The organism is Niallia taxi, assembly GCF_004005475.1.
In the GTDB taxonomy this organism is placed as follows: Bacteria; Bacillota; Bacilli; order Bacillales; family Cytobacillaceae; genus Niallia; species Niallia taxi.
In genome coordinates this window covers 217,729-243,901 of record NZ_RZTZ01000005.1, presented here as the reverse complement: position 1 = coordinate 243,901, position 26,173 = coordinate 217,729, and the positions used below count along the sequence as shown (strand labels likewise).

Below are 26,173 nucleotides of genomic sequence, written 5' to 3'. Positions count from 1 at the left end.
TCTGACTTGTCCACAAATTGTGAATAAAAAGACGAAAACAGTGGATAACTCTTCCTAATTATCCACATTGTTTATCGAATAATACATAATTTTCGAGTTATTAACAACTTCTGCTGTCTTTACTGTTGATGATTGTCTGACATCCACAGGCAAATCTTCGACATTTATCTCCTTAAATCCAAGTAAATAGAAGAGATTCCTCGCATTCTTATTATTCACTACGCAATATAGCATACCTAATTTTTGTTCTTTAGCCAACCTTATGGCCTGTTGAAGCATATACAAAATGTCTTCGGCAGATCCATTTTTAAGCACAAGCGCCCTTAACAGCCCAGCGTCAGCAAAAGGCTGAATGCCGATTGTCCCCATTAATTCTCCTGACTGTGTATCCTCCGCAACAAGGCAGAAGTCCATCCAATTCTCCAAATCCTGCAATTCGACTTCCGTTCTTCCTAAGAAGCTTTTCAGGCCCTCTATATCTCCATTAGTTGCTGTTCTAACAATATGCTCCATATTTATAGTCCCCTTTATCATAAATTGAATTAGCTGTTCATTCTATTACTATGAAAAGGAGTTGAAAAAAATGATAGAATTTTTATTAATCTTCTCTACCAATAAGATTATTGCAAGCATAATTATACAGTATATGCCTAATGCAGCCGAACTCTCTTTCAAAAATAAAGCCATCTGTTACAAGCAGCATGTACTTGTGCAGATGGCCTAGTATCTCATCCAAAGATTTTATCCCATAACTCTACAAGGAAGAACTTTACTTCTACGTCACTCTCTTTTTCTTCATCCACATAAACAGGATATTCTTTGCTGTCTTTTGCTACTTCTTTCACTTCTGCTTTTTTATCTTCCTTAGCTTTCTTTGATTCTTCGTCTGCTTTGTCTTTCTTTTCTGCTACTACTTCTTCCTTCTTCTTGCTATCTTCTTCCTTCTTATCCTCTTCAAAGCCATCACTTACAGCGACACTGTTAGAAAAATCAAGGAAACATAATGGCGGAAACAGCACACACCACCAATTTGCTCCTTCTCCTGCTCCTAATGTAATTAAAATTGCTTCATATTCACCAGCAGGATATAAAAACTCTCCGTATAGCTTTGTAGGAAAATCTACTTTACCGAATTTCACCTTTACTGTCTGATCTGAGCTTTCTTCCATAACTACCTTTTCTGCTATCTTTTGAATTTCCGGCTGTTTATCCTTTAAAAGCTGTTTTGCTGCTTCCTTAGAAGTTAAATCTGCTACCCAGTTTGTTATTTCAGCATTGACTGCGTCCCTTACTTTTCTCTTTAAAGCTTGGTCCTCTTCGCTATCGCTATTTGCTAATATTCTTAGTCTAATAGCATCATTTGGAATTACCACTTCATCATTTGCTGTCACTTCATTTTTCGGTATATATAAACTCATAATAGTTGATAGGATAAGTACAAATATATATATTGTTGCCATTGATTTTCTTTTCATATTAATTCGCCCCCTCATAAAAACAGTGTGGACAGATTAATAGATTCTTAAACTAGCAAGTTTGATTTTTTTTGAAATAAAAAACCGCGGATTATCCGCGGTTCAAACTAATATAAAAATGTCACTCAAACCCTATTTCAGCAAATACCATTCGATCCTTTTTGTTAATGTCATACACAACATTTACCTTTGCTGATGGAAAAGCATTCACAATCAATTTTGAAACTGCTTCACTTTGTCCCATGCCGACTTCAAAGCCGACAATGCCTTTAGTCTTTAACACAGAAGGAAGCTGCTCGCATATTCTTCTGTAAATATCCAAGCCCTCTGCTCCTGCAAATAATGCTCGATGAGGCTCATGCTCTGTAACGACAACGGACATTTCAGCGGCATCTTGATCTGGTATATAAGGAGGATTTGACAATATTACATCAAATTTTCTTTGAGCTTTTAAAAATGGCTCAAACAAATCTCCTTGGACAAATTCCAGTTCTGCTTCAAGTGCTTTTGCATTTTGTCTTGCAACCTTTAAGGATTCTTCAAATAGATCTGTTGCAGTCACGTGAAGCTGTGGATATTCTAGTTTCATCGTTATTGCGATAGCCCCGCTCCCTGTCCCAATATCAACCAAATCAACAATTTCACTTCCATATAACACCTTGATTCGCTCTAGCATATTATAAACAAGCTCTTCTGTTTCCGGTCTAGGGATAAGAACCTCCTCATTGACTGTAAATGTCCGTCCGTAAAAGTCCTCATAACCCATTAAATATTGAATCGGTTTTCCTTCACCATGAAGATGGACATACTTTTGGAACTGGCAAAAGGCATCTTCACTCATCTCTTCTCTAAATTTCATCAGCATCTCAGAACGAGTCGCTCCTAATACATGACGCATTAGCAGTTCTCCAGCGTACTCCTCACGACCATGCACAGTCAAATAAGAAGAAGCCCATTTAAGGGCTTCAAATACTTTCATTTGTCCTGAATCAGACATCTGATGCACTTTCCAAACGGCTTGATTGCTCTTCCAAAATCAAAGCATCAATAATATCTTCCATTTTCCCTTGCAGGATTTGATCAAGCTTCTGGATAGTGAGTCCAATTCGGTGATCTGTTACACGGTTTTGCGGGAAGTTATATGTTCTGATACGTTCTGAACGATCTCCTGTACCGACTGCAGACTTACGCTGCTGGTCATACTCCGCTTGTGCTTCTTGTTGGAACTTGTCATACACACGAGCACGTAATACTTTCATTGCTTTTTCTTTGTTTTTGATTTGCGATTTTTCGTCCTGACAAGATACAACTGTTCCTGTCGGTAAATGTGTTAATCTTACCGCAGACATTGTAGTGTTAACACTTTGTCCACCAGGTCCGCTAGAAGTAAATGTATCAACACGGATATCCTTATCGTGGATTTCAATTTCAACCTCTTCTGCTTCAGGCAGACACGCAACTGTTGCAGTGGAAGTATGAATTCTTCCGCCAGATTCTGTTTCAGGCACACGTTGCACCCTATGTGCTCCATTTTCAAACTTAAGCTTTGAATAAGCACCTTTTCCGTTTATCATGAAAATGATTTCCTTATATCCACCTACGCCTGTTGAACTCGCATCAATTACTTCCATCTTCCAGCCTTGTGATTCTGCATAGCGGCTGTACATACGGAACAAGTCTCCAGCAAATAACGCTGCTTCGTCTCCACCTGCTGCTCCCCGAACTTCCATGATAACGTTCTTATCGTCATTAGGATCTTTTGGTATCAGCAATATTCTTAGACGTCCTTCTAATTCCTCAATTTTCGCTGCTGTTTCATCCAACTCTTCTTTAACCATTGCACGCATTTCTGAATCAAGCTTTTCCTCTAGCATTGATCTTGCATCTTGGTTTTGTGCTTTTACTTCTTTATATTCCCGGTAAACTTCAACCGTTTCTTGTATATCTGATTGCTCTTTAGAATAATCACGCAATTTTTTTGTATCATTGACAATTTCAGGATCGCTCAATAGCTCATTAAGCCTGTCATAACGATCCTCTACAGCTTGCAGACGATCAAACACGAATATTCACCTCAATTTTTTTCCATAACATTTTAATTATATTATAGGCTATTATCCCCGTCAAAACCAAATTAACATGTAAAAACAGCATTTACGAGGATATAATGCTTAACTTGTAACGTTTTGCTTTATAATAAAGATATTCATAGAAAGAGAGGACAAATAATGTCTCTATCCAACGAATCTGTCTATCACTATATAATGGAAAAGGCCCCAATAATTACGGAAAAATGGTTCGTCATAAAAAACGGCGAAGAAGGATCCATTTATAGTAAAGATTCTACTGATGCTGTTAACAATCTACTCAGGTCCCAACATGCTTTTACAATTGAAACTGTCATCAGTTCTTTTTTAGATGATGAGACTATCTTCTCCGCAAATTTATCGAAATGGGCAAACGAAATTGCCAAAAGCAGAGTAAAGCTTGGCGTGCCTGTTCACCAAGTACTGCATGCTTTAAGTCTGACTAGGCAAACCATCTGGGAAATGATTACTATATTCATTGAAGAAATAGGAGATGTTCCACAGGCAACCATATTGCATTGGAGTTCGGTCTTCCATCTCACTTTTGACAAACTGAACAATGAATTCACTGAAATGTACCACGAATACAATCTCAAAAAAATTCAGGCGCAGCAAGAAACAATCAATGAATTAAGCAACCCGATTATCCCCATTATCAATCATATCGGAGTTCTGCCGATTATTGGGGCCATTGACACAACAAGAGGGAATCTAATCTTAGAAAATGTCCCTGCAGGCTGCAAGGAAAGGGAAATTAGACATCTGCTTATTGATCTTTCTGGCGTATCTTCCATTGATACGATGGTACTGCAAAGGCTTCTAAGCTTAGTAAAGATTCTGAAGTACACAGGCATGGAAGCGAGTATATCAGGGCTAAGACCCGATATAGCACAAGTCATCAATAATTTAGGGATTAGCCTTGAGAATGTTCCTACATACAGCACACTCAAGCAGGCACTTTCAAAGCTTGGCTTATCTGTATCTTCCTAATAAAGTCCCCATTAGAGCATTCTAATGGGGACTTTTTTTGCATACAGTCATTTTATCGAAGTACTGTTGATTTCTTTCAGTGAAGGTGATTTAGGTACTTCATGATGATGACGACATCTAGGCTCATACGATTCAGAAGCACCGACAAGTATGATTGGGTCATCATACGATGCTGGCGATCCGTCAATTAGTCGCTGCGTACGGCTTGCCGGTGAACCACATACAGCACAAACTGCCTGCAGCTTTGTCACCAACTCTGCAATCGCCATAAGTTCAGGCATTCTTCCAAATGGCTCACCACGGAAGTCCTGATCCAATCCTGCACAGATAACTCTATAGCCGCTATTGGCTAAATGCTGGACAACCGCCACTATCTCCGGATCAAAAAACTGGACTTCGTCAATGGCAACCACTTCAACATCTGGTTTCACATATTCAAAGATTTCTGAGGAGTTGCTGATTGGGACAGCAACTGTTGTAGAACCATTATGTGAGACAACAGCTTCCTCACTGTAACGATTATCTATTTTAGGCTTAAACACAACAATGTTCTGTTTAGCAAATTGGGCTCTTCTAACTCGTCGGATAAGCTCTTCAGATTTACCGGAAAACATACTTCCGCAAATAACCTCTACCCATCCATGATGTTTCATCACATACATGAAACCTCTCCTTCCTTCCTCCAAAAACATGTCCTTTACTAAGTTAGCAAAGCGACTGTAGCGTTCATGTACTAATAGAAGACGCTTAAGAATACAAAAAATCCGTATTTCAGTTTCTTGTATTCTTAAACACCCTCTTAGTCCGCAGGATTATCATAAAGAAAGAACAGGCAAGGTATGAAACATTCTTGCCTGTTCTTTGGATTGATTATTGTTGTTGCGTTTTGATGCCGTATTTTTTGTTGAAACGGTCAACACGTCCGCCAGCTTCAGCGAATTTTTGACGTCCAGTATAGAACGGATGGCACTCAGAGCAAGTTTCAACTTTCATCTCTTTTGCAACAGAACCAGTTGTGAACTCGTTGCCACATGCGCATTTTACCGTAATTTCATTATAAGTTGGATGAATTCCTGCTTTCATTCCTTTTCATCTCCTTCCGCCCTGCAACTTTCGAAACAGAGTTATAGAATAATGCTTGGACAATGCTTTTTCCCATGCATTATTATTTCAAAAACACACTGTCATCATTATAACAAGTACATGGGCTTTTTGCAACTTCATTTCCTCATCTTGAATCATGAAATTTTTCCCAAGTTTTGAATTCACTTAACAGCAATTAAGAACGCTTCGCAGCAGTTCCTGCCTTCATCTGATCAGACAATACAGCGAAAAATTCTTCGTTAGACTTTGTTTGTCTTAGCTTACGTAAGAAACGTTCTGCAAAGTCAGGAGCATCAGACATGGACTTGCGAATGGCCCATAGCTTATCCAAGTGTTCCTTCGGTATAAGAAGTTCCTCTTTACGCGTACCAGAACGGCGAATATCAATCGCAGGGAAAATTCTTCTTTCTGCAAGAGAGCGGTCTAAATGAAGCTCCATATTACCTGTACCCTTAAATTCCTCATAAATAACATCATCCATACGAGAACCTGTGTCCACCAATGCAGTTGCAAGGATTGTTAAAGAACCGCCTTCTTCAATATTACGTGCTGCACCGAAGAAGCGTTTTGGACGATGGAAAGCAGCAGGGTCTATCCCTCCTGATAACGTTCTACCACTTGGAGGAATTACAAGATTGTATGCCCTCGCAAGTCTAGTTATACTGTCCATCAGGATAACAACATCACGCTTATGCTCCACAAGACGCATTGCTCTTTCCAAAACAAGCTCAGCAACTTTAATATGGTTTTCTGGAACCTCATCAAAAGTGGAGCTTACAACATCCCCGCTTACAGATCTTTCGATGTCCGTTACTTCCTCTGGTCGCTCATCAATTAAAAGGACAATAAGCTCCGCATCCGGATGATTCGTTGTGATGCTGTTGGCAATCTCCTTGATAAGCATTGTTTTACCAGCCTTTGGAGGCGCAACAATTAATCCACGCTGCCCAAAGCCGACAGGTGCAAGTACATCCATAATACGTGTAGAAGCATACTTTTGTGTTGTCTCTAGCTTCATCTGTATGTCTGGATATAATGGCGTTAGCGCTGGAAAATGAACCCTTTCCTTTGCTGTTGCCGGATCATCGCCATTTACTGCTTCCACTTGCAGCAAGCCGAAGTATCGCTCATTCTCTTTAGGCGGACGCACTTTACCTGAAACCTTATCCCCATTTCTCAAATCAAATTTTCTGATTTGGGAAGCTGATATGTAGATATCCTGTGAACTAGGTGAATAGTTAATCGGTCTCAAGAAGCCAAAGCCCTCTGATTGGATAATCTCCAGAACACCTTCCATGAAGAAATACCCTTCCTGCTCGGCTCTCGCTTTCAAGATAGAGAATATAAGCTCTTTTTTTGTCAACTTGCTGTAATAAGCTACTTTATATTCACGAGCCAATTCGTATAGCTCTTTTAATTTCATATTTTCCAAACTAGATATGTTCAATCCCATTTTGCCACCACTCTTTTTTCATTTTCAGTTATTCCTACCATTTAGCGAAATTTGTATTTGGAAAGGAATGTATTCATTTTTTTTGAGGCGTTACGTGTTTGAAGAAGAAAAAAACTATAAGATGTGTATAGTTAATGAAGTATAGTATTAATTCCCGCACTCCCGCATGTTAAGAAGTTTTTTTGCATAAAAGCAATCTCTATTTTACCTAATCTAATCGTTGATATGCAACTACAATTTAAAAGGAAAAGAATCCGTTTTCTTGGAATATCAACATAAGATAAAACGGGCAGAATGAGGCTGACCTCGCTTTAAAGCACCTCCACTTACAGAAGGGGTCCATTAAGATTAGCAGCACCCATTATTCCACCCTGATATCACTTCACTATCAACCATTTTTTATCTGTTCATACTCTTCCTGGGTCATTCCTTCACGCCAGATAGAAGCTCCTAAGCCCTTCAGCTTCTCTACAAGCTGTCCATATCCTCTGTCAATATGCTCAATACCAGTAACTTCAGTGATGCCATCTGCCATCAATCCTGCAATTACCAATGCTGCTCCAGCTCTTAAATCACTTGCCTTAACGCGTGCTCCTTGCAGATGAACAGGTCCATTGATAATTGCCGATCTTCCTTCCACTTTAATCGTGGCATTCATCCTTCTCAGTTCATCAATATGCTTAAAGCGGGCACTGTATATTGTATCCGTTACCATGCTTGTACCGTTTGTTTTTGTTAAAAGCGATGTGAACGGCTGCTGTAAATCTGTCGGGAATCCTGGGTAAACAAGGGTTTTAATATCCACTGGCTTCAAATCAGGATTGGAGCTGACAAATACTTGATCACCACTTGATTCTATATGCACACCCATTTCCCTTAATTTTGCGATAAGAGATTCTAAATGCTGTGGTATAACATTGTCAATCAGTATTCCATCACCGACCGCTGCGCCAATAATTATATACGTTCCTGCCTCAATTCGGTCAGGGATAATTGTATGACGGCAGCCATCTAACCGATCGACACCATCTATTCGAATAACATCCGTTCCTGCACCTTTAATCTTAGCCCCCATATTAGTCAGCAATGTAGCAACATCGATGATTTCTGGCTCTTTAGCGGCATTCTCAATAATTGTTCTGCCTTTTGCTCTTACAGCCGCAAGCATGATATTAATAGTTGCCCCTACACTCACCACATCGAGATAGATTCTGGCTCCCCTCAGCTCATCAGCTCTTAGATAAATGGCTCCCTGTTCATTTGTCACTTGAGCTCCTAATGCTTCAAATCCTTTTATATGCTGATCAATAGGCCTTGGACCTAAATGGCAGCCCCCAGGCAATCCAATTACAGCTTTTTTAAATCTGCCTAGCATTGCTCCCATTAAGTAATAGGAAGCACGCAGCTTTTTGACCTTACCATTTGGCATAGGCATGGAAATCATAGAAGTCGGGTCAATCGTCATATCAGAATCAGAGAATGAAACACTTCCTCCTAATTCCTCCATAATCCCTTTCAATATGTGTACATCAGAAATGTCAGGCAATCCCTCAATGGTCACTGGAGATTCTGCTAAAATAGTGGCTGGTATCAGCGCAACTGCACTGTTTTTTGCTCCGCTAATGCGTACCGTACCTTTTAATGGTGATCCACCTGCAATCATAAGTTTTTCCATTTCTAACTCCCTTCTAAGCCAAGCAATGCGTGTACTTAATTATGTAATTTTCGTATTATCCGAAATTACTTAGCCGTTTTGCGGCCCCTTTTCATTTGGGCAAGTACTGCTTTGCTAACTTCCCTGTTTACAGGAATATAAAAATTGACTTAAGTCTTGAATGTAATATCAATTATGAGTTCCTACTAATTCAATTATTATACCAAAATTTAAGGAAGATAGGAAAAGTGCTAGCACATGCACAATGTTTAGAAGGGCAAAAGCATGTCCAATTAACATTTAAGGACAATTGGGTATTCCCAATTTGGCTAATAAATCTCAAGTAGTATCAAAATTAATATCGCCAAGTCTAATTTGCGAACGGTGAAATTAATAATCAATAAAAATCTGGGTGTTTTTTCAATAGAAGCTTGATAACTAGAATACTGGATGTGTTGAACATAAAGGTGCTTTTAGTCTAGTCCAGATGGGGACTGCTTGTCTTGTTCCTTTAAGCAGCTTCAGCCAGTCTTCAAATGGGGAATTATCATTCTTTATACATCATAACCGACAATATGTCTGTTTATTCGACTGACTTTCTAAAATACAGTAAATGAACGGAAACCGCCCATTAAGGACGGTTTCGATCATTTATGTTATATTACGCTTTGTTTGAAGAACCGAATTCTTTGATTTTGCCAATAACAGTTGCTTTAATAGCGTCACGAGCTGGTCCTAAGTATTTACGTGGATCGTACTCTTCTGGTTTAGCAGCCAATGTTTCGCGAACTGCTTTAGCAGAAGCGATTTGGTTTTCCGTGTTAACATTGATTTTAGCTGTACCAAGAGAAACAGATTTTTGGATATCTTTTGTTGGGATTCCAGTTCCTCCGTGCAATACTAGTGGAAGACCAGTAAGGTTACCGATTTCTTCCATTTCTTTGAAACCAAGGTTTGGTTCACCTTTGTATGGTCCGTGTACAGAACCAAGTGCTGGAGCTAGAGTATCGATGCCAGTGCGTTTAACAAGCTCAACACACTCTTGTGCATTAGCGTAGATTACGCCTTCAGCTACAACATCATCTTCTTGTCCGCCAACAGTTCCAAGCTCAGCTTCAACTGAAACACCTTTTGAATGAGCATAGTCAACAACTTTTTTAGTTGTTTCAACGTTCTCTTCAAATGGGTGGTGAGAAGCATCGATCATAACGGAAGTGAATCCAGCGTCGATAGCTTCTTTACATTTTTCGAAGCTTGAACCGTGATCCAAGTGAATAGCAACTGGAACAGTGATTTTATAGTCTACAAGTAAACCTTCTACCATCTTAACTACAGTTGTGAAACCACCCATGTAACGAGCAGCACCTTCAGATACCCCAAGGATAACTGGAGATTTTTCTTCTTCTGCAGCTTGAAGAATTGCTTGAGTGAACTCAAGGTTATTTAAGTTAAATTGACCAACAGCATAGCCTTCTGCTTTTGCTTTGTTTAACATGTCTTTCATTGAAACTAAAGGCATATTTCTTCCTCCTTATTATGATCGTCGTTTTTACAAGGTAACCTTTATTAAATTCTCCAAAGAGAATTGTGAATATGTATACATTACCCCTAGTAAAATAAAACGAATCAATTAGCTTTTAAATTCCATAGGTAATCATACCAAAATAAGTAGAGAAATGCTATCTATCCAACCATTTTTTATAAAATGTCATAAAAAAATTAGTTTTATTCAAAAAATTGATAGAGCAATTAATTTGCTCTACCAATTTTTAGTTAATATGTATTCGTAAAAATTACTAGGTATAAGTGCCCCAAAAGGCTCCGTTTAGTTCCATACTTTAGCTGACGATATATTCCTTTACTGCCGCACGCAAATCATCAATGTCGAAAGGCTTCGCAAAATGTGTCAATGCACCAAGATCCTTTGCTTCCTGAATCATATCAAGCTCACCATATGCCGTCATGATAATTACACGGATATCCTTGTAAAGCTTTTTCATACGTTTTAATATTTCAATGCCATCCATTCCAGGGATTTTCATATCAAGAAGCACCAAATCAGGAACCTCTTGTGTCACTATTTCTAGTGCCTGCACTCCATTTGCAGCCTGAAATGTTTTGTAGCCTTCTTTCTGAAACACTTCATTTAATAAAATTCTGATACCGAACTGGTCATCCACGATTAATATTTTCCCTTTCATTTTAGACCCTACCCTTCCTAATTTTTCTCTGTTTTTTGCAAATGAAAAAGATGTTCCCCTATATCTGATAACCGGCTGCTGATATTCGACACAGCAAAAAAGACTATTTTAGACAATAGACCCAATTACATCCATTATATAACAAAGTTTTTCTCTATAAATAACTTTCTACTTTTTATTGATATTTTCCTGCTGACAGGCATAAATTTTGCCTTTTCTTGCCGTTTCCTTATAATACTATTGAATCACTCAAACTTTCCCTATCAATGGATAAGATTGTAAAAATAAATATGGGGGTGCCTCACATTGCTTAAAATGTTCTCCACTCAATTAAGTGGTTTATTTAAAAGACTTCACGAAAAGGAAGAAGAATCAATGGAGGATAGTGCCAGAATACTTGCTCAAGCACTTGGCGGAGATGGAAAAATCTTCATTTATGCCACTAATGAAATGAAAGCAGTTGTTTCTGAAAGCTTGTACAGTGCTGAACCGCTGCAAGGGGCAGAAGAATGGACAGAGGAGCATTCTGTTGATAATGTTAGCCCAAATGACCGCTTCTTATTGTTCTCACGAGCGTCAGATGATTCGGAGGTTCTTTCTTTAGCCAAGAAGCTTGCGGAAGAATATATTCCTTTTGTGTCTGTAAGTACCATTATTTCTGCTGATTCAGAAGGATTACAAGACATTGCAGATGTTCATATTGACCTTAAATTGACGAAAGGCCTGCTGCCTGATGAAGATGGCAATCGCTTCGGTTATCCTGCTTCTATCGCTGCTTTATTTGTCTATTATGGCATCAAGTTTACGTTGGATGAATTTATTAAGGAATATGAATTGTAAGCACAAAAAAGCTAACCTTCAAAAAGGTTAGCTTTTTTTTATTGCTTATTTCTCAGAAAAACGCAAGGAAGATCCTACAAACTCACGGAATAGTGGTTGTGGTCTTGTTGGTCTTGAGATAAATTCTGGATGGAATTGTGATGCTACAAACCAAGGGTGATCCTTAAGCTCAACAATTTCAACTAGACGGCCATCAGGACTTGTTCCTGAGAAGACGAAACCAGCGTCTTCCATCTCTTGGCGATATTGGTTATTGAACTCATAGCGATGACGATGTCTTTCATAGATAACCTCATCTTGGTATGCTTCATATGCTTTTGTGTTTTCTTTTAATTTACATGGATATAGACCTAAACGAAGAGTTCCTCCAAGATCCTCAATATCCTTTTGCTCTGGCAGCAAGTCGATAACAGGGTATGAAGTTTTTTCATCCAACTCAGAAGAATTAGCTCCATTCCAGCCTAATACATTGCGAGCAAACTCAATTGAAGCTACTTGCATTCCAAGACAAATTCCGAAGAATGGAACTTTGTTTTCACGAGCATATTGTGTTGTAATGATTTTTCCTTCAACACCACGGTCGCCAAATCCTCCTGGGACAAGGATTCCATCTGCATGCTGCAACAGCTCTTTTACATTTTCAGAAGTTACGTGCTCTGCATTAATCCACTCAATTTCGATATCTGCATCAAAAGCGTAGCCTGCGTGTTTTAATGCTTCTACTACAGAAATATAGGCATCCTGCAGCTCAACATATTTACCAACAAGCGCAATCTTAACTGTTTTAGACAGATTGCGGACTACATCAACAAGCTCAATCCATTCTGTCATATCTGCTTCTTCACACTTAAGATGAAGATGGTCGCAAACAATTTGATCCAAGTGTTGTTCTTGAAGTGCTAGTGGAATTGTATACAATGTATCTGCATCTTGACATTCAATAACAGAATTTGTATCAATGTCACAGAATAGAGCAATCTTATCCTTCATATCTTGTGAAATTGGCTTTTCTGTTCTCACTACGATTACATTTGGCTGAATACCTAAGCTGCGAAGCTCTTTAACACTGTGCTGTGTTGGCTTTGTTTTCATTTCGCCAGCTGCCTTGATATAAGGCACTAATGTACAGTGAATATACATTACATTTTCTCTGCCGATATCATTTTTAATTTGGCGGATTGCCTCTAAGAATGGCAATGACTCGATATCACCGACAGTTCCCCCGATTTCCGTTATAACAACATCAGCGTTTGTTTCACGGCCTGCTCGGAATACTCTTTCTTTAATCTCGTTCGTAATATGAGGGATAACTTGAACAGTTCCTCCCAAATAGTCTCCTCTGCGCTCTTTTCGTAGCACAGTTGAGTAGATTTTCCCTGTTGTGACATTATTGTATTTCGTTAGGTTAATGTCAATAAAACGCTCATAATGTCCTAAGTCAAGATCTGTTTCCGCGCCATCATCTGTAACAAAAACCTCACCATGCTGATATGGACTCATTGTTCCCGGGTCCACGTTAATATATGGATCGAATTTTTGAATGGTTACGCTCACTCCACGGTTTTTCAGCAGTCTTCCTAATGAAGCTGCAGTAATTCCTTTTCCAAGTGATGAAACAACCCCACCTGTAACAAAAATATATTTTGTCATTTTTATAATCCCCCTTAGTTAAAGTTTGTGCATATTTGTCTTTATTTAAAGAAAAATATTCGAATATTTTTTTCGAGGGGAGTGAATCAATTGCTGTAAAGCCACTTTTATAAAAAAGCCTTTCAGCGCCCTGTCCTAATCCTTTAAAACAGGTTCTGCGGCCTGAAAATCATTTTATAAAAACAAAAAAGCTCCACTTACTTTTTCAAGTAAGGGGAGCGCTATTTAAGCAAATATCAGTTCGTTCCTTTTTTAAGGAGCCCAAAAATGATTTTACAAGCAAGGCATCTAAAAGTCAAGGGTCTTATTTATCTTCTTCATCCTCGTCTTCAAACTCATCCTCGTCTTCTTCATCATCTTCTTCGTCTAAATCCTCATCCAGCTCATCTTCGTCGATTTCATACCCATCTTCCGCATCTTCGTCAAAGCTTTCTTCGTCTTCGTCTTCGTCTTCAGTAAGGTCGTCATCTAGCAAATCGTCCTCATCTTCAACATCATCATCGTCCTCAAGATCATCATCATCAAACTCTTCATAATCTTCTTCAACGCTGTCATCATAATCGTCGAAATCATCTTCAGTAGCTTTTTTCGCTTTTTTCTTCTTCGGCTTCGTTACTGTAACGACATCTTCCTCTGACTTATCAACAGGATACCATGTACGTAATCCCCAACGATTATCTCCTAATGACAAAAAGCGTCCATCGATATTAATATCTGTATAGAATTGTGCAAGTCTATCATTGATTTGATCTTCAGATAAATCCACTAGCCTGCTTACTTCCTTCACGATTTCATTGAAAGAATATGGTGTTTTTGCACCATTTAATAGTTCATATGCAATTTCAATTAATGACATTTCATTTAATTCTTCTTTTGTAAACTTATCAACACTCATTTTGGCACTTCCCTTCGCTATCTGCTCTTTATCCGAATTGGATTGTATGTAGTTATACCACATTTATTAAAGGCATTATCTTAATCTGCATGCAAGCGGAAATCTTTCTGCCTTAACATTTATTTCCTCATGGAGTTTCATTTTATACAGTTTCCATTTCATAGTAAAGAGAAAAAATACATATTCTCCATTATAAACAATTTTCTAGTGAATATGCTAGTTCTAGCTAAGGTTTATTTAGCTTTTCTTTTCTTTATTACCTACGGAATTTCTGAAAGTTCCTTAAGTCTGAACAACTCTCTTATAGAATAAGGAAAAACGGGAAACAATACATATTCAAGGGGGAACTTCTATGTATACTTTTTTAATAATCATTGGTGTTTTGTTACTGCTTATCTTTTTACTTTATATAGATTTCATTGTAGGCAAAGCTATCACTAAGCGAAAGGTTACGAGAAGAAATTATCCGTTTCGAGAAAGTAACTTTCAAATCTTCAACGACGGAAAAGACCTCTTTCCAGACTTATTCCAAGAGCTGGAGAATGCCGAAAAGCATATACATATATTATTTTACACTGTAAAAGCAGATACAATTAGCACACAGTTTTTAGAAATTCTCGAAAGAAAAGCACAGGATGGAATTGAGGTAAGACTGTTGCTGGATTACCTCGGAAGCTTTCAAATCAGAAAAAAAATCCGCAATAAGTTAAAGGAAGCAGGTGTGGAGTTTGCTTATTGCAATAAACCAACACTGCCATTTTTCTATTCTTTGCAGGTCAGAAATCATCGAAAGATTTCTATAATTGATGGAAAAGTCAGCTATGTTGGCGGTTTTAATATTGGAAAAGATTATATTCACGCCAATTTAAAATTAAGTCCATGGAGAGACTACCATTTTAAATTGACAGGTGAGGGTGTCGATGACCTGCAGCGCGAATTTTTATTCGACTGGACCGATGCTACAAAAACAAATCTGCTTCAAAACCCAATTTACTTTCCCGAACAGCCTAAAGGTAATGCCCGACATCAGATTATTCCAACCCAAGGAGTCTATTTAGAGGATGTCCTTTGTGGACTTATCCGCAATACACGGAAAACACTATTTATTGGCACTCCCTATTTCATTCCTAGCAAAAGGATAATGAAAGAGCTTTGCATGGCCCAAGACAGAAATGTCACAATCACGCTGTTATTGCCAACAAAGCCTGATCATATTTTAGTAAAGGAAGCCTCCTTTCCCTATTTACGTACCCTGTTAAAGGGTGGTGCAAGGGCTTATCATTATAAACATGGTTTTTTTCATGGTAAGATTATTACAGCAGATGATGAAATTTGTCTTGTCGGCACTCCTAATTTTGATAAAAGAAGCATCTTCTTGAACCACGAACTGGTTTGCTGTATTTTTGAACCCAGCTTCATTACAGAAATGAACAGCATTGTTGCTAAGGATATTGCCGTATCAGAGAAATACACGCTTCAATACTTAGAAAAGCCTAAACCTAAAACAGTATTGCTAGAGTGGATTGCCAGAATATTTGCACCTCTGCTGTAAATTTTCCAAAGGGAAAGGAGAACGAAGATGAAATTCAGATTTGGATATGTTTCCACAGCGACGAACCTTTGGGACGCTTCGCCCTCCAAAACAATGACCTTTGCACGTTACAAAGAATTGCCTGATGAAGAACGGAAACAAAGGCTGCTGGAAATAACAAAAACAAATCTCATTAACACAAAAAGAGCATTGCATTACAATATTGGGCATGAAATCATGCTTTACCGCATGTCGAGCTCCATTGTTCCGCTAGCAACACACCCTGATGTTATGTGGGATTATCTCACCCCATTTAAGGAAGAGTTTGCCGAAATTGGACAACTCGTAAAGGATCATGGTCTGCGAGTCAGCTTTCATCCTAATCAATATACATTATTCACTTCGCCAAGACCGGAAGTAACAAAGAATGCTGTCATTGATATGGAATATCATTACAAAATGCTAGAAGCAATGGGAGTAGAGGATAGAAGTGTTATTAACATTCATATTGGCGGCACATACGGTGACAAGGAGCAAACACTTATCCGCTTTTATGAAAATATCAAGTCATTGCCATTGCATATTAAGAAGATAATGACATTAGAAAATGATGACAAAACATATAACACTGAGGAAACATTAACAGTATGTCAAAACGAAACAATACCGCTTGTTTTTGACTATCATCATCATATGGCAAACTTATGTGATAAACCACTAGAAGAACTTCTATTGCCAATATTTGAAACTTGGAAACACCGCGGAATTATTCCGAAAATCCATTTGTCTTCTCCCAAATCAGAGAAGACATTCCGCTCACATGCAGATTTTGTAAACGCGGAGTTTGTCAAACCACTCATCCAGCTATTGCGTCCTCTTCAAATGGACGTCGATTTCATGATTGAAGCAAAGCTGAAGGATCAAGCTTGTTTACAGCTTGTTGAGGATTTAAGCAAAATTCGCGGGATTAAAAGAATCGGTGGAGCCACATTAGAATGGAATTAATTCTAAAGGAAGGAGACAGCAAGGATGCTGCCTCCTTCTTTCGTTTTAGCTCATTTAAATATCATCATTAATTGTTATTATTGGTAAATCCACAGCCTTATTTAAGGTAATTGGGTTAATGATAAATATATATGTTGTCGTATCTTTAAGATTAATTAGCTCTAACATTCCCAGGTTAACTAAACGTTCATAATATTTTAAAAGGGTTCTTGTACTGATTTCTAAATCCATGGATATTTGTTTATTGTCTTTTGACAAAACACCTAAATTTGACCGAGCTTCAGTTGCTAAATAATTAAATACTCTATAAATCTTGTAACGAATATCGTGTCTTAATGACATAACGGATATATATTGTTTATATGCACTTACGGACTGATTAAATTGTGCTTTTGTTTTAAAGAGGGCTAGGTTTGTATTATTATATTGAACAAGCTTCAATTCCTTCTAACTCCTTTCCTGGTTAATTCTTCATTACCTAAAATCAGCTTCCATTTCAGGAAACCTGTTTCGTTAAAATTAGATAAACCAGTGACCGTTTATTAAACAAACGTGATAGCAGGATGAAAGTTTTATTCCCAAACTTAATTAACACTTTATAGCAGATAACAAAAAGACATGAAAAGTTAGAATAAAGCTTAACCCACCGCAACTTTAGAAACTAATAAAAGCTCTAACAAGTACACCATAACAAGGAAAAGATTAAATTAAAATACTTTGCGCTAAATGTTACGAATATTGTCAATATTATTAGAGATTCATAGATTTCCCTTACCAATAATCTTATTATGTTTAACATATTTTCGTTATAGCAAAACAGTGAGAATAAATTTTAAGATTTACAGATTTCGCCTGTAGTGCTGCCTATTACCGGTGTAATTCTTACAAATCAGCTCAAAAGCTTCGTTTAGAATCTAGAAAGCTTTCTGTGCGAAGTCGAGCTCACAATAATTAAAAGCATACAATGGCATTTGCTGCCGAGACATTCTCGGACAGTACAAAAAAGAGGCAGCGATTATGCTGCCCCCTTCTTTTATCAGTGCTTTGTAAACAAGCTAGAGATCCATGGCTCTAAGCTAACATACACTTTAAAGCCTGCATAAATACCAACAATTCCGATTATCCCTGGCAATGCCCCTGGCGCTGGTATTGGCAGCTTGAGTAAAGCAAAGATAAAACCTGTCAAAAATCCGGTTATAAGTGCTAATAAAAGTAACTTCATAAACAACCTTCCTTTTCATATAATGCTCTTATTATTTGAAAAGAAGGCGTCTTTAAACCACATAAATAAATTAAATCAGCGGATAGCTGGCAGTTTAATCTTGACCGTAAATTCTTCTTCCTTATAAACAAAATCCAAAATACCTTGATGTTTTTTCACAATTTCATAAATTACCTTTGTTCCGATACCCCTGTCGCTACCTGTCTTTGTTGAATTCCCGAATTGAATATAGAGCCGATCCAATATTCTTGCTGGGATGGGCATTGTACGATTTCTTAAAGTTAATATATATAATCCACTTCGTTTCACTAAATTCAATGTGATAAAAGCTTGCTGGTGATAGACTTTTTGCCATTCTTGGCATGCCTCAAGACTGTTTTCAAGCAAATTGCCAATAAGAGCTACAAGCTCTTTATCTGGTACTGGCATGACAGAAATAGGCACATCCAAATCATAAATTACTTCTATATTTTCTTTTTGAGCTTTCCTATAATGCTGATGCAAGATAGCAGCAACTGCACCGCTTTCCCCCTTAATAGAGAGGTTTGTTTCCTTATAGCCATCAACAAGTACATTCAAATAGGCTGATGCTTCTTTAAATTCATTTTTCTCGACCATATAATGAATGGCAGCAATATGCTTCAGGAAATCATGGCGTTCACTTCTGACCGTTCGGAACGTCTCATTCATTTTTTCCCTTTCCCCATCAGTGCGTGCTAATTCCCTTCTCACCTCTGACAATTCAACTGTTACCATATTTCTAATTAGTTCAATAACCCAGAACAACAGAAAAAAAACAAGCCACAGCCATTCTGTCTTCACAGTTAGTGCTACTGCTGCAATAATTGTTTGCACAATCCAGAATAAAGCATGAAGCATCCATCCCAATTCAGTTATCAGAGCTTTCCCCCGTTTATAAACTAGACATATTCCTGCTAACAGTATGAGAGCCATTATCCCTAAGGAAAAATGCCAGTGAAAGACGTAGTAAAACAATCCTATATGAAAGGCGGAAACTGTACATAATATGATCCAATAAAGTTGATTTGCCTTCACAATTCTTTGCTCCTTAGAAATAATTATTTTGAATGAATTCGACCTTTTCCTTTGTAATCATTGCTTTTGCTTCCGTTCCTTCAAATGTCACCGTATAGGAATTTTTTGCATACAAGGAAAAGCTTTTAATGCAGTGGATATTAATAATAAAGGAGCGGTGTGATCTGACGAAGTCTCTCTCTCTTAATTCACCTTCAAGTTCATTAAGTGTCTGATATGTCTTAATCGCTTCCGTTTTCGTATGGATTGTTGTAGACCTTCCAGATCTCTCAATGAAAATAATGTCCTTCTTTAAAATGATATGTATATCATTCTTTTGTTTTATATAAATTCTTCCGGCTATTTCTGCAGACTGAGATTTTTCAATCAGCCTCTTAACAGACTGAACAAGCCGGTCTTTAGAATAAGGCTTCATAATATAGTCATGAACATTCAGCTCAAAGGCATGAACGGCATACCCGCTGTTTCCCGTTACAAAAATAACATTTATATTCAATGCATGTGAGTGAATAATGTCAGCTAACTCATATCCTGAAAGATTCGGCATTTCTATATCTGCGATGAGAAGAGAAATAGCTTCCTTTTTTATTTGTTCATATGCCTCTTCTGCCGAAGAGGTTGCAAATACAATTTCTACCTCTGGGATGGCAGAAACGATACCTATTAATTTATCTAAATCAATTGCCCTATCATCAACTAACCCGATTTTCATTTCATCTGCCCATTCCCTTTGTCAGATATTTTCTTTCCTTCCCTATCTTATCATGGTTTCCCCTCTTATTGGTTACAAATTGGAAATATAAGGTGTTCTCCAAAATGAGACTTTCCCACCCTTGTACAGCATTTTCACGACAGGAAATGGACTTTTCGCGACATCTGTACAGACGCTCATATCCTTTAACTGTATGATAAAAACAAAGATAACAAGAAGGAAGTGGTAACCATGATAACAGTACAAAAGGTATCGAAAACATTTAAAGATAAAAAGACTTATGTAGCAGCATTAAAGCATGTGTCTTTCCACATAAAGAAAGGAGAAACGGTCGGCTTATTAGGAGAAAATGGGGCAGGAAAAACAACCTTACTCCGGTCAATTGCTACTTTACTACAGCCAACAGAAGGGATTATCACTGTCTCTGGTTTTGATACGAAGACAAATCCAAATGAAATAAAGCAAAAGATTGGCGTATTATTCGGTGGTGAAACAGGTTTGTACGATCGCTTATCAGCAAGGGAAAATCTAGAATACTTTGCCCGCTTATACGGACTCAGCAAACATGAAACAAGGGTACGGATTGATGAATTAGCAAGGATGTTTGGAATGAGAGATTATCTTGACCGAAAAGTCGGCAACTTCTCTAAAGGCATGCGCCAAAAAGTGGCTATTGCTAGAACACTTATTCATAATCCAGAAATTATTCTTTTTGATGAACCAACGACAGGTCTTGATATTACCTCTTCCAATGTGTTTCGTCAGCTTGTCCACCAGTTAAAGCAGGACGGCAAAACGATTATATTCTCGAGCCATATTATGGAGGAGGTGTCACTTTTGTGTGACAGTGTTGCTATGATGCACAAAGGTGAGCTTGTCCACCATGGCAGCCTTGAAAATTTATATAAAGAAGAAGGAAGCAATGACTTGAACTATATCTTTATGAGCAGACTTGTTAGAGGAGGAAATGCCCATGTTTCTTAATATATATTTAAAAGAATTGAAGGATTCCTTTCGAGATAAACGGACATTATTATTAACGGTGTTTTTACCTATTATTATCATGACATTACTTACTTTATTTTATGAAAAATTGGTTTCCGAAGGCGAAGGTGAATCCTATCAGCTTGCTGTAGCTGCCAATCTACCTGAAGAAATAAGAACATCCTTGCTTGCCAACAGCAGCATTGAGCTAGTTGAAGAGAAGAACCCGGAAGAAGCGTTACAAAACGGAGAAGCCCAGGCTGCTTTACTGACAGATGATAATTTCGCCAACCTTGTAGCTGAAAAGCAAAATGCAGAATTGACGATTATCGGGGATTCGTTCAGTCAAAGCTCCTCTACACTCATGTCCCTTACACAAGCTGCTCTGTCCCAATATGAGAGCATAATAGTTTCAGAAAGATTAGAAGCTCTTGGCGTTGAAGCTGATACAATTAAGCCGTTGTCAATAACACAGGAAGAATTGAGTGAGGACCCGACTATTAATCTTGTGGCAATGCTCATTCCCCTTATTCTAGCTGTCGCGATCAGTGTTGGAGCAGGACCTTCTGCTGCTGATTTCTTTTCAGGGGAAAAGGAAAAGAAAACAATGGAGGCATTACTGATGACTCCTGTCAACCGCTCTACACTTGTATTTGCCAAATGGCTGACAATTTCAACAATAGGTACAGTCACAGGAATCATCACATTGCTTGTTGTCGTATTGGAAATAGCCTTCCTAACAGAAAATCTTAAAAATGCTATTGAGATTGGGGATAATTTTGGTTTAAGTGTTATCTTGGCAATTGTGCTAACAATTGTTTACTCCATGTTTATCGCTTCCTTGCTTATGCTGACTAGCATCATCGGCAAAACAATTAAGGAATCACAAAGCTATAGTGCGCCAATTATGATGGTTACGATATTGCCTTTAATGTTCATGTCAAATGTTGGTATAAACGAATTAGAGTTCAAACATTTCGCCATACCTGTTATGAATATTTATTCCCTGCTTAAAGAGCTGATCTTTGGAATAACTAACTTTGAGCATTTCTTTATCACAATTGGAAGTAACCTTATTGTATTAGTAGTTGTGTTCTTTATCGGCAGAATCATGTTTTTGAAGGATAAATGGGTGATGAATTAATAGAAAAAAGGATGGAATTGCTTCCATCCTTTTTTTTTATTACATTTTCTCTGGCGCAGAAACACCGATAAGATGCAGTGCATTTTTCAATGTAATTTTTGTTGATTGGATTAGTGCCAATCTTGCTTTTGTTCTTTCCATATTATCTGCGTCCAATACTTTTTCTGCATTATAGAAGCTATGGAATGTTGATGCTAAATCATAGATATAATTTGTGATGCGGTGAGGCATTCGTTTCGCTGCTGCTTCTGTTACTGCTTGTGGGAATTCCCCTAATTTCTTTAATAGGTCGAACTCCTTTTCTGCAGTAATATGGGAAACATCAAGATTATTATCTAGCTCAATCCCTTGTTCCTTCCCTTGTCTTAAAATGCTCGCAATACGTGCGTGTGCATATTGAGCATAGTATACAGGGTTTTCGTTTGATTGCGATACAGCCAAATCAAGGTCAAAATCAAGATGTGTGTCAGCACTTCTCATCGCAAAGAAGTAGCGTGTTGCGTCCAATCCTACTTCTTCCACTAAGTCTCTCATTGTAACTGCTTTACCTGTACGTTTGCTCATTTTCATCTTTTCGCCGTTTTTGTACAGATGAACAAGCTGGATGATTTCGACTTCTAAAGCATCCCTATCATAGCCTAATGCTTGGATAGCTGCTCTCATACGCGGAATATAGCCGTGGTGGTCAGCACCCCAAACGTTGATAAGCTTTGTAAAGCCTCTTTCCAATTTATCTTTATGATAAGCAATATCTGGAGTCAGATATGTGTAAGACCCGTCATTTTTAATAAGCACGCGGTTTTTATCATCACCGAAATCCATAGAACGAAGCCATGTTGCTCCATCCTCTTCGTAAATATAGCCATTTTCTCTTAATGAGTTCAATGCTACATCAATTTTTCCATTTTCATAAAGAGACGTTTCTGAATACCACACATCAAACGGAACACGGAAATCCTCAAGGTCTTGCTTTAGCTTGCCCATTTCGTATTTAAGTCCATATGTACGGAAGAAATCAAAACGTTCCTTTTCCTCTACATGCACAAATTTATCGCCAAATTCTTCTGCAAGCTTCTTACCGATTCCAATGATGTCCTCACCATGGTAGCCGTCTGCAGGCATTTCCTTATCTTGACCAAGTGCTTGGAAATAACGCGCTTCAACAGATAGCGCTAAGTTATTGATCTGGTTTCCAGCATCATTGATATAATATTCTCTTGATACATCATAACCTGCTTTATCAAGAATATTGCACAAAGAGTCACCAACTGCAGCACCTCTGGCATGTCCTAAATGAAGATCTCCAGTAGGGTTTGCTGATACAAACTCAACTTGCACCTTTTCCTTATTTCCGAAGCTAGTTTCTCCGTAAGCATCGCCTGCTTCAAGGATTGTCGGAATCAAGTCTGCTAAGTAGCTGTTATTCATATAGAAATTGATGAATCCAGGACCAGCAATTTCTACTTTATCAATGGATGCCTTTGTTTGGTCAAAGTTGTCGATAATTGCTTCTGCAATTGCTCTTGGCGCTTTTTTTGCCACTCTTGCCAGCTGCATCGCCATATTTGTGGAATAGTCCCCGTGCGCCTTGTCCTTTGGTAATTCTAGGATTACTTCTGGAATTTGTGCCTCTTCCGCAAGACCTGCCTTCACAACACTTGCTTTAATTTCATCCTTCAGTTTTTCTTTTATTTGATCTACAATATTCATGCTTGTACTGTCTCCTCCTTAAAATTAATTGTCATATGATAGGTTCCATTTTTATTGCCATTCGTATTTAAATCATACAATATATCAATAAGCCCTGATGGACTATGTGCTTCTTTTTCCATGCCTAGCCGCTTTGTATCTGTCACCATTAGAAAAGTACCATAAGGAGTTTCATAGCTGCCATTTCGCTTTTTGTTCAACAAAAAGGCCAATCGCATTTTCACTGCTCCGCTGCGAAGTATTAATCCTTCATTTCCAGACACTTTAACAATCGTTTTAATGGTGCCTTCCTCTATTTCTTCTTCGTACTTAATATAGCTGCTTCCGTCTTTTTCTAAGTATTGTCCAAATCCAACCCACTCGATACTATCTTTCGAGCTTCCGTTGTATATGTTGGTGGTCACATGTATTTTTATAGGTGCTTGCCCGTTAGACAACGGTAACACTTCCTTTTCCTCTAAACTATAACTTAATAAGTATAAATTTTTTAAATGGGAAGTGCAAGATGATGTAAGGATATAGATGAAGTTATCTGCTGTTCTTTTTGTTGAAAAGAAAAAACCCGTATAAATAACGGGTTTCAAGATGGAAAACACAAATCTATAGAGAAAACTCTTAATTTCATCTATACCAAAAGCTTCTAGCTTTAAGTTATTTTACCCAACCAAGGATCATTTCTCTGATTAGTTTGCTTGCTGTGTTTGCTGTTTGTTCTGATGGATCGTAGATTGGGGCTACTTCCACTAGGTCTGCTCCTACAACATTTACTTCTGAGCGTGCAATTTCGTGGATGGATGCAAGTAGTTCTTTTGATGTAATTCCGCCTGCGTCTACTGTTCCTGTCCCTGGTGCATGTGCTGGGTCTAATACGTCTATATCGATTGTAACGTATACTGGTCTGCCTGCTAATGTTGGCAGGATTTCTTTTAGCGGCTCTAGCACATCAAATTTGGAGATATGCATACCAACTTCTTTTGCCCATTCGAATTCTTCCTTCATACCTGAACGGATTCCAAATGAGTAGACGTTTTTTGGACCGATTAGGTTTGCAACCTTTTTAATCGGTGTGGAGTGAGATAACGGCTCTCCCTCATATTCGTCCCGTAAATCTGTATGTGCGTCCATATGAATAATTGCCAAGTCAGGATATTTTTTGTACATCGCTTGGAAAACACCCCATGAAACTAAATGCTCGCCGCCCATTCCAAGTGGAAACTTGCCTTCAGCCAATACTTTATCCACGAATTCTTCAATCATGTCTAAGCTTTTTTGCGGGTTTCCGAATGGCAATGGAATATCCCCAGCATCAAAGTATTTAACATCTGCTAAGTCACGGTCTAAGTACGGGCTGTACTCTTCAAGACCAACTGAAACCTCACGAATCCTTGTTGGGCCGAATCTTGAGCCGGGACGGAAGGATACTGTCCAATCCATTGGCATTCCATAAAGAACTGCCTTGCTTTCCTCAAAATTTTGGTGACTTTTTATAAAAGTATTACCTTGATATGCTTCATCAAAACGCAAAATCTGTCCACTCCTTTTAGGGATATTCCCTTAACTTCTTTTTTTATATTAAGCTCTGCTAGAATTACAGCTTCCTGCAGTTCTAGCGGAGCCTTCTACTCTGTTAAATCTTTTACGAACTTCGGCAGCACAAAAGCAGCCTTGTGTAATTCCTTCGTATAATATTTTGTCTCTAATTCATGAAAACGGTCATCCTTCACTTCAAGTGGATCATACTTTTTGGAACCAATTGTAAATGCCCACATTCCGCTTGGATATGTTGGTATATTAGCGATATACAGTCTCGTAATAGGGAATATCTCTTTAACATCCTTTTGGACAGCACGGATAAGATCTGCTTTGAACCAAGGATTATCGGACTGGGCTACAAATAAGCCATCCTCCTTTAATGCCTTTGCAATTCCATCATAGAATCCCTTAGTGAATAAATTGACTGCAGGCCCAACAGGCTCTGTAGAATCGACCATAATGACATCATAATCGTTTTCGCTCTCAGCAATATGCATGAAACCATCGCCAACCTTAACTTCAACCCGAGGATCATCCAATTTTCCAGCTATTTCTGGCAGAAACTTTTTACTGTATTCAATGACCTTTCCGTCAATATCTACTAAAGTAGCCTTTTTCACACTAGGATGCTTTAACACTTCCCTAATGACACCGCCATCTCCGCCGCCTACCACTAGCACATTCTCCGGATTCGGATGTGTGAACAACGGTATATGTGCAACCATTTCATGATATACGAATTCGTCCTTGACAGAGGTCATAACCATATCATCTAGCAGGAGCATATTGCCCCACTCTTCTGTTTCGACCATATCAAGCTTTTGAAAATCTGTTTGCTCTGTATGTAATGTTTGTTTAATTTTCATCGTAATTCCGAAGTTATCTGTTTGTTTTTCTGTAAACCATAATCCCATCTTTGCTTCCTCC

The 26,173-nt window shown here is 38.2% G+C and carries 27 protein-coding genes; 6 read left to right on the top strand and 21 right to left on the bottom strand.

Annotated elements, in window-relative coordinates:
• Window positions 1-54 precede the first annotated feature (54 nt).
• The 5 genes from EM808_RS14930 to prfA all read right to left on the bottom strand — a co-directional run bounded on the left by EM808_RS14930 (window position 55) and on the right by prfA (window position 3,538).
• Window positions 55-513: a GNAT family N-acetyltransferase gene (locus EM808_RS14930; RefSeq protein WP_127738999.1), complete on the bottom strand. Its 459-nt coding sequence runs from the start codon at window positions 511-513 to the stop codon at window positions 55-57.
• An 85-nt stretch (window positions 514-598) separates the two neighbouring features.
• Window positions 599-736, bottom strand: a complete 138-nt coding sequence (locus tag EM808_RS28610; protein WP_164849670.1) for a hypothetical protein — start codon at window positions 734-736, stop codon at window positions 599-601.
• Window positions 729-1,475, bottom strand: coding sequence for a stage II sporulation protein R (spoIIR, locus tag EM808_RS14925; RefSeq protein ID WP_127738998.1), 747 nt, complete (start codon window positions 1,473-1,475; stop codon window positions 729-731). The genes EM808_RS28610 and spoIIR overlap by 8 nt, the downstream gene beginning before the upstream one ends.
• 121 nt (window positions 1,476-1,596) lie before the next feature.
• Complete coding sequence (prmC, locus tag EM808_RS14920) at window positions 1,597-2,454, bottom strand: peptide chain release factor N(5)-glutamine methyltransferase (protein WP_127739131.1); 858 nt, start codon at window positions 2,452-2,454, stop codon at window positions 1,597-1,599.
• 10 nt (window positions 2,455-2,464) lie between these two features.
• On the bottom strand, window positions 2,465-3,538 hold the full coding sequence (gene prfA, locus EM808_RS14915) for a peptide chain release factor 1 (RefSeq protein ID WP_127738997.1): 1,074 nt from the start codon (window positions 3,536-3,538) through the stop codon (window positions 2,465-2,467).
• Window positions 3,539-3,703: 165 nt separating this feature from the next.
• On the opposite strand from prfA, the gene EM808_RS14910 reads away from it, so the two are divergent.
• Window positions 3,704-4,552, top strand: a complete 849-nt coding sequence (locus EM808_RS14910) for an STAS domain-containing protein (protein ID WP_127738996.1) — start codon at window positions 3,704-3,706, stop codon at window positions 4,550-4,552.
• A gap of 47 nt (window positions 4,553-4,599) precedes the next feature.
• Here EM808_RS14910 and EM808_RS14905 read toward each other — a convergent pair whose 3' ends face one another.
• From EM808_RS14905 to EM808_RS14880, 6 genes are all read right to left on the bottom strand, one after another.
• Window positions 4,600-5,214, bottom strand: a complete 615-nt coding sequence (locus EM808_RS14905) for a thymidine kinase (RefSeq protein ID WP_127738995.1) — start codon at window positions 5,212-5,214, stop codon at window positions 4,600-4,602.
• 208 nt (window positions 5,215-5,422) lie between these two features.
• Window positions 5,423-5,635: a 50S ribosomal protein L31 gene (rpmE, locus tag EM808_RS14900; RefSeq protein ID WP_127738994.1), complete on the bottom strand. Its 213-nt coding sequence runs from the start codon at window positions 5,633-5,635 to the stop codon at window positions 5,423-5,425.
• A 196-nt stretch (window positions 5,636-5,831) separates the two neighbouring features.
• The gene (gene rho, locus EM808_RS14895; protein ID WP_127738993.1) at window positions 5,832-7,109 is read right to left on the bottom strand and encodes a transcription termination factor Rho; all 1,278 of its coding nucleotides are present in this window, start codon (window positions 7,107-7,109) and stop codon (window positions 5,832-5,834) included.
• A 388-nt stretch (window positions 7,110-7,497) separates the two neighbouring features.
• Window positions 7,498-8,784: a UDP-N-acetylglucosamine 1-carboxyvinyltransferase gene (locus tag EM808_RS14890; RefSeq protein WP_127738992.1), complete on the bottom strand. Its 1,287-nt coding sequence runs from the start codon at window positions 8,782-8,784 to the stop codon at window positions 7,498-7,500.
• A 640-nt stretch (window positions 8,785-9,424) separates the two neighbouring features.
• The gene (locus EM808_RS14885; RefSeq protein ID WP_127738991.1) at window positions 9,425-10,282 is read right to left on the bottom strand and encodes a class II fructose-bisphosphate aldolase; all 858 of its coding nucleotides are present in this window, start codon (window positions 10,280-10,282) and stop codon (window positions 9,425-9,427) included.
• 319 nt (window positions 10,283-10,601) lie between these two features.
• Window positions 10,602-10,964: a response regulator gene (locus EM808_RS14880; protein ID WP_127738990.1), complete on the bottom strand. Its 363-nt coding sequence runs from the start codon at window positions 10,962-10,964 to the stop codon at window positions 10,602-10,604.
• A gap of 306 nt (window positions 10,965-11,270) precedes the next feature.
• Between EM808_RS14880 and EM808_RS14875 the strand changes: the two genes are divergently transcribed.
• A complete protein-coding gene (locus EM808_RS14875; RefSeq protein WP_127738989.1) occupies window positions 11,271-11,804 on the top strand; it encodes a DUF2529 domain-containing protein in 534 nt (177 codons plus the stop codon).
• 45 nt (window positions 11,805-11,849) lie between these two features.
• Here the strand turns inward: EM808_RS14875 and EM808_RS14870 are convergent, their stop codons facing one another.
• Together EM808_RS14870 and rpoE are read right to left on the bottom strand one after the other, a co-directional pair.
• A complete protein-coding gene (locus tag EM808_RS14870) occupies window positions 11,850-13,454 on the bottom strand; it encodes a CTP synthase (RefSeq protein ID WP_127738988.1) in 1,605 nt (534 codons plus the stop codon).
• A 304-nt stretch (window positions 13,455-13,758) separates the two neighbouring features.
• Entirely contained in the window at window positions 13,759-14,349 is a 591-nt protein-coding gene (rpoE, locus tag EM808_RS14865; RefSeq protein WP_127738987.1) for a DNA-directed RNA polymerase subunit delta, read from the bottom strand.
• Window positions 14,350-14,701: 352 nt separating this feature from the next.
• Between rpoE and cls the strand changes: the two genes are divergently transcribed.
• Window positions 14,702-15,901: a cardiolipin synthase gene (gene cls / locus EM808_RS14860; protein WP_127738986.1), complete on the top strand. Its 1,200-nt coding sequence runs from the start codon at window positions 14,702-14,704 to the stop codon at window positions 15,899-15,901.
• A gap of 27 nt (window positions 15,902-15,928) precedes the next feature.
• Window positions 15,929-16,885 (top strand): UV DNA damage repair endonuclease UvsE, encoded by a 957-nt coding sequence (uvsE, locus tag EM808_RS14855; RefSeq protein WP_127738985.1) that lies wholly within the window; start codon window positions 15,929-15,931, stop codon window positions 16,883-16,885.
• 54 nt (window positions 16,886-16,939) lie between these two features.
• Here uvsE and EM808_RS14850 read toward each other — a convergent pair whose 3' ends face one another.
• The 4 genes from EM808_RS14850 to EM808_RS14835 form a co-directional block, all read right to left on the bottom strand.
• The gene (locus EM808_RS14850) at window positions 16,940-17,326 is read right to left on the bottom strand and encodes a hypothetical protein (RefSeq protein ID WP_127738984.1); all 387 of its coding nucleotides are present in this window, start codon (window positions 17,324-17,326) and stop codon (window positions 16,940-16,942) included.
• 595 nt (window positions 17,327-17,921) lie between these two features.
• Window positions 17,922-18,107 (bottom strand): XapX domain-containing protein, encoded by a 186-nt coding sequence (locus EM808_RS14845; protein WP_127738983.1) that lies wholly within the window; start codon window positions 18,105-18,107, stop codon window positions 17,922-17,924.
• Window positions 18,108-18,182: 75 nt separating this feature from the next.
• Window positions 18,183-19,163, bottom strand: a complete 981-nt coding sequence (locus EM808_RS14840) for a sensor histidine kinase (protein WP_127738982.1) — start codon at window positions 19,161-19,163, stop codon at window positions 18,183-18,185.
• A gap of 13 nt (window positions 19,164-19,176) precedes the next feature.
• Complete coding sequence (locus EM808_RS14835) at window positions 19,177-19,875, bottom strand: LytR/AlgR family response regulator transcription factor (protein ID WP_127738981.1); 699 nt, start codon at window positions 19,873-19,875, stop codon at window positions 19,177-19,179.
• 231 nt (window positions 19,876-20,106) lie between these two features.
• On the opposite strand from EM808_RS14835, the gene EM808_RS14830 reads away from it, so the two are divergent.
• Both EM808_RS14830 and EM808_RS14825 read left to right on the top strand, forming a co-directional pair.
• The gene (locus EM808_RS14830; RefSeq protein WP_127738980.1) at window positions 20,107-20,859 is read left to right on the top strand and encodes an ABC transporter ATP-binding protein; all 753 of its coding nucleotides are present in this window, start codon (window positions 20,107-20,109) and stop codon (window positions 20,857-20,859) included.
• Window positions 20,849-22,003 (top strand): ABC transporter permease, encoded by a 1,155-nt coding sequence (locus EM808_RS14825; protein WP_127738979.1) that lies wholly within the window; start codon window positions 20,849-20,851, stop codon window positions 22,001-22,003. Before EM808_RS14830 ends, EM808_RS14825 begins: the two co-directional genes overlap by 11 nt.
• A 39-nt stretch (window positions 22,004-22,042) precedes the next feature.
• On the opposite strand, the gene argS is transcribed toward EM808_RS14825, so the two are convergent.
• From argS to speE, 4 genes are all read right to left on the bottom strand, one after another.
• On the bottom strand, window positions 22,043-23,713 hold the full coding sequence (gene argS / locus EM808_RS14820) for an arginine--tRNA ligase (protein ID WP_127738978.1): 1,671 nt from the start codon (window positions 23,711-23,713) through the stop codon (window positions 22,043-22,045).
• A complete protein-coding gene (locus tag EM808_RS14815; protein ID WP_225314744.1) occupies window positions 23,710-24,150 on the bottom strand; it encodes a YwiB family protein in 441 nt (146 codons plus the stop codon). Before EM808_RS14815 ends, argS begins: the two co-directional genes overlap by 4 nt.
• A 214-nt stretch (window positions 24,151-24,364) precedes the next feature.
• Window positions 24,365-25,237 (bottom strand): agmatinase, encoded by an 873-nt coding sequence (speB, locus tag EM808_RS14810; RefSeq protein WP_127738976.1) that lies wholly within the window; start codon window positions 25,235-25,237, stop codon window positions 24,365-24,367.
• 95 nt (window positions 25,238-25,332) lie between these two features.
• Window positions 25,333-26,160 (bottom strand): spermidine synthase, encoded by an 828-nt coding sequence (gene speE / locus EM808_RS14805; protein ID WP_127738975.1) that lies wholly within the window; start codon window positions 26,158-26,160, stop codon window positions 25,333-25,335.
• Between the last annotated feature and the right edge of the window lie 13 nt (window positions 26,161-26,173).

Coding starts and splice junctions, on each gene's coding strand:
- EM808_RS14930 (WP_127738999.1), bottom strand. CDS start 513: ATGGAGCATATTGTTAGAACAGCAACTAATGGAGATATAGAGGGCCTG.
- spoIIR (WP_127738998.1), bottom strand. CDS start 1,475: ATGAAAAGAAAATCAATGGCAACAATATATATATTTGTACTTATCCTA.
- prmC (WP_127739131.1), bottom strand. CDS start 2,454: ATGAAAGTATTTGAAGCCCTTAAATGGGCTTCTTCTTATTTGACTGTG.
- EM808_RS14910 (WP_127738996.1), top strand. CDS start 3,704: ATGTCTCTATCCAACGAATCTGTCTATCACTATATAATGGAAAAGGCC.
- EM808_RS14905 (WP_127738995.1), bottom strand. CDS start 5,214: ATGTATGTGATGAAACATCATGGATGGGTAGAGGTTATTTGCGGAAGT.
- rpmE (WP_127738994.1), bottom strand. CDS start 5,635: ATGAAAGCAGGAATTCATCCAACTTATAATGAAATTACGGTAAAATGC.
- rho (WP_127738993.1), bottom strand. CDS start 7,109: ATGGGATTGAACATATCTAGTTTGGAAAATATGAAATTAAAAGAGCTA.
- EM808_RS14890 (WP_127738992.1), bottom strand. CDS start 8,784: ATGGAAAAACTTATGATTGCAGGTGGATCACCATTAAAAGGTACGGTA.
- EM808_RS14885 (WP_127738991.1), bottom strand. CDS start 10,282: ATGCCTTTAGTTTCAATGAAAGACATGTTAAACAAAGCAAAAGCAGAA.
- EM808_RS14880 (WP_127738990.1), bottom strand. CDS start 10,964: ATGAAAGGGAAAATATTAATCGTGGATGACCAGTTCGGTATCAGAATT.
- EM808_RS14870 (WP_127738988.1), bottom strand. CDS start 13,454: ATGACAAAATATATTTTTGTTACAGGTGGGGTTGTTTCATCACTTGGA.
- rpoE (WP_127738987.1), bottom strand. CDS start 14,349: ATGAGTGTTGATAAGTTTACAAAAGAAGAATTAAATGAAATGTCATTA.
- cls (WP_127738986.1), top strand. CDS start 14,702: ATGTATACTTTTTTAATAATCATTGGTGTTTTGTTACTGCTTATCTTT.
- uvsE (WP_127738985.1), top strand. CDS start 15,929: ATGAAATTCAGATTTGGATATGTTTCCACAGCGACGAACCTTTGGGAC.
- EM808_RS14845 (WP_127738983.1), bottom strand. CDS start 18,107: ATGAAGTTACTTTTATTAGCACTTATAACCGGATTTTTGACAGGTTTT.
- EM808_RS14835 (WP_127738981.1), bottom strand. CDS start 19,875: ATGAAAATCGGGTTAGTTGATGATAGGGCAATTGATTTAGATAAATTA.
- EM808_RS14830 (WP_127738980.1), top strand. CDS start 20,107: ATGATAACAGTACAAAAGGTATCGAAAACATTTAAAGATAAAAAGACT.
- EM808_RS14825 (WP_127738979.1), top strand. CDS start 20,849: ATGTTTCTTAATATATATTTAAAAGAATTGAAGGATTCCTTTCGAGAT.
- argS (WP_127738978.1), bottom strand. CDS start 23,713: ATGAATATTGTAGATCAAATAAAAGAAAAACTGAAGGATGAAATTAAA.
- speE (WP_127738975.1), bottom strand. CDS start 26,160: ATGGGATTATGGTTTACAGAAAAACAAACAGATAACTTCGGAATTACG.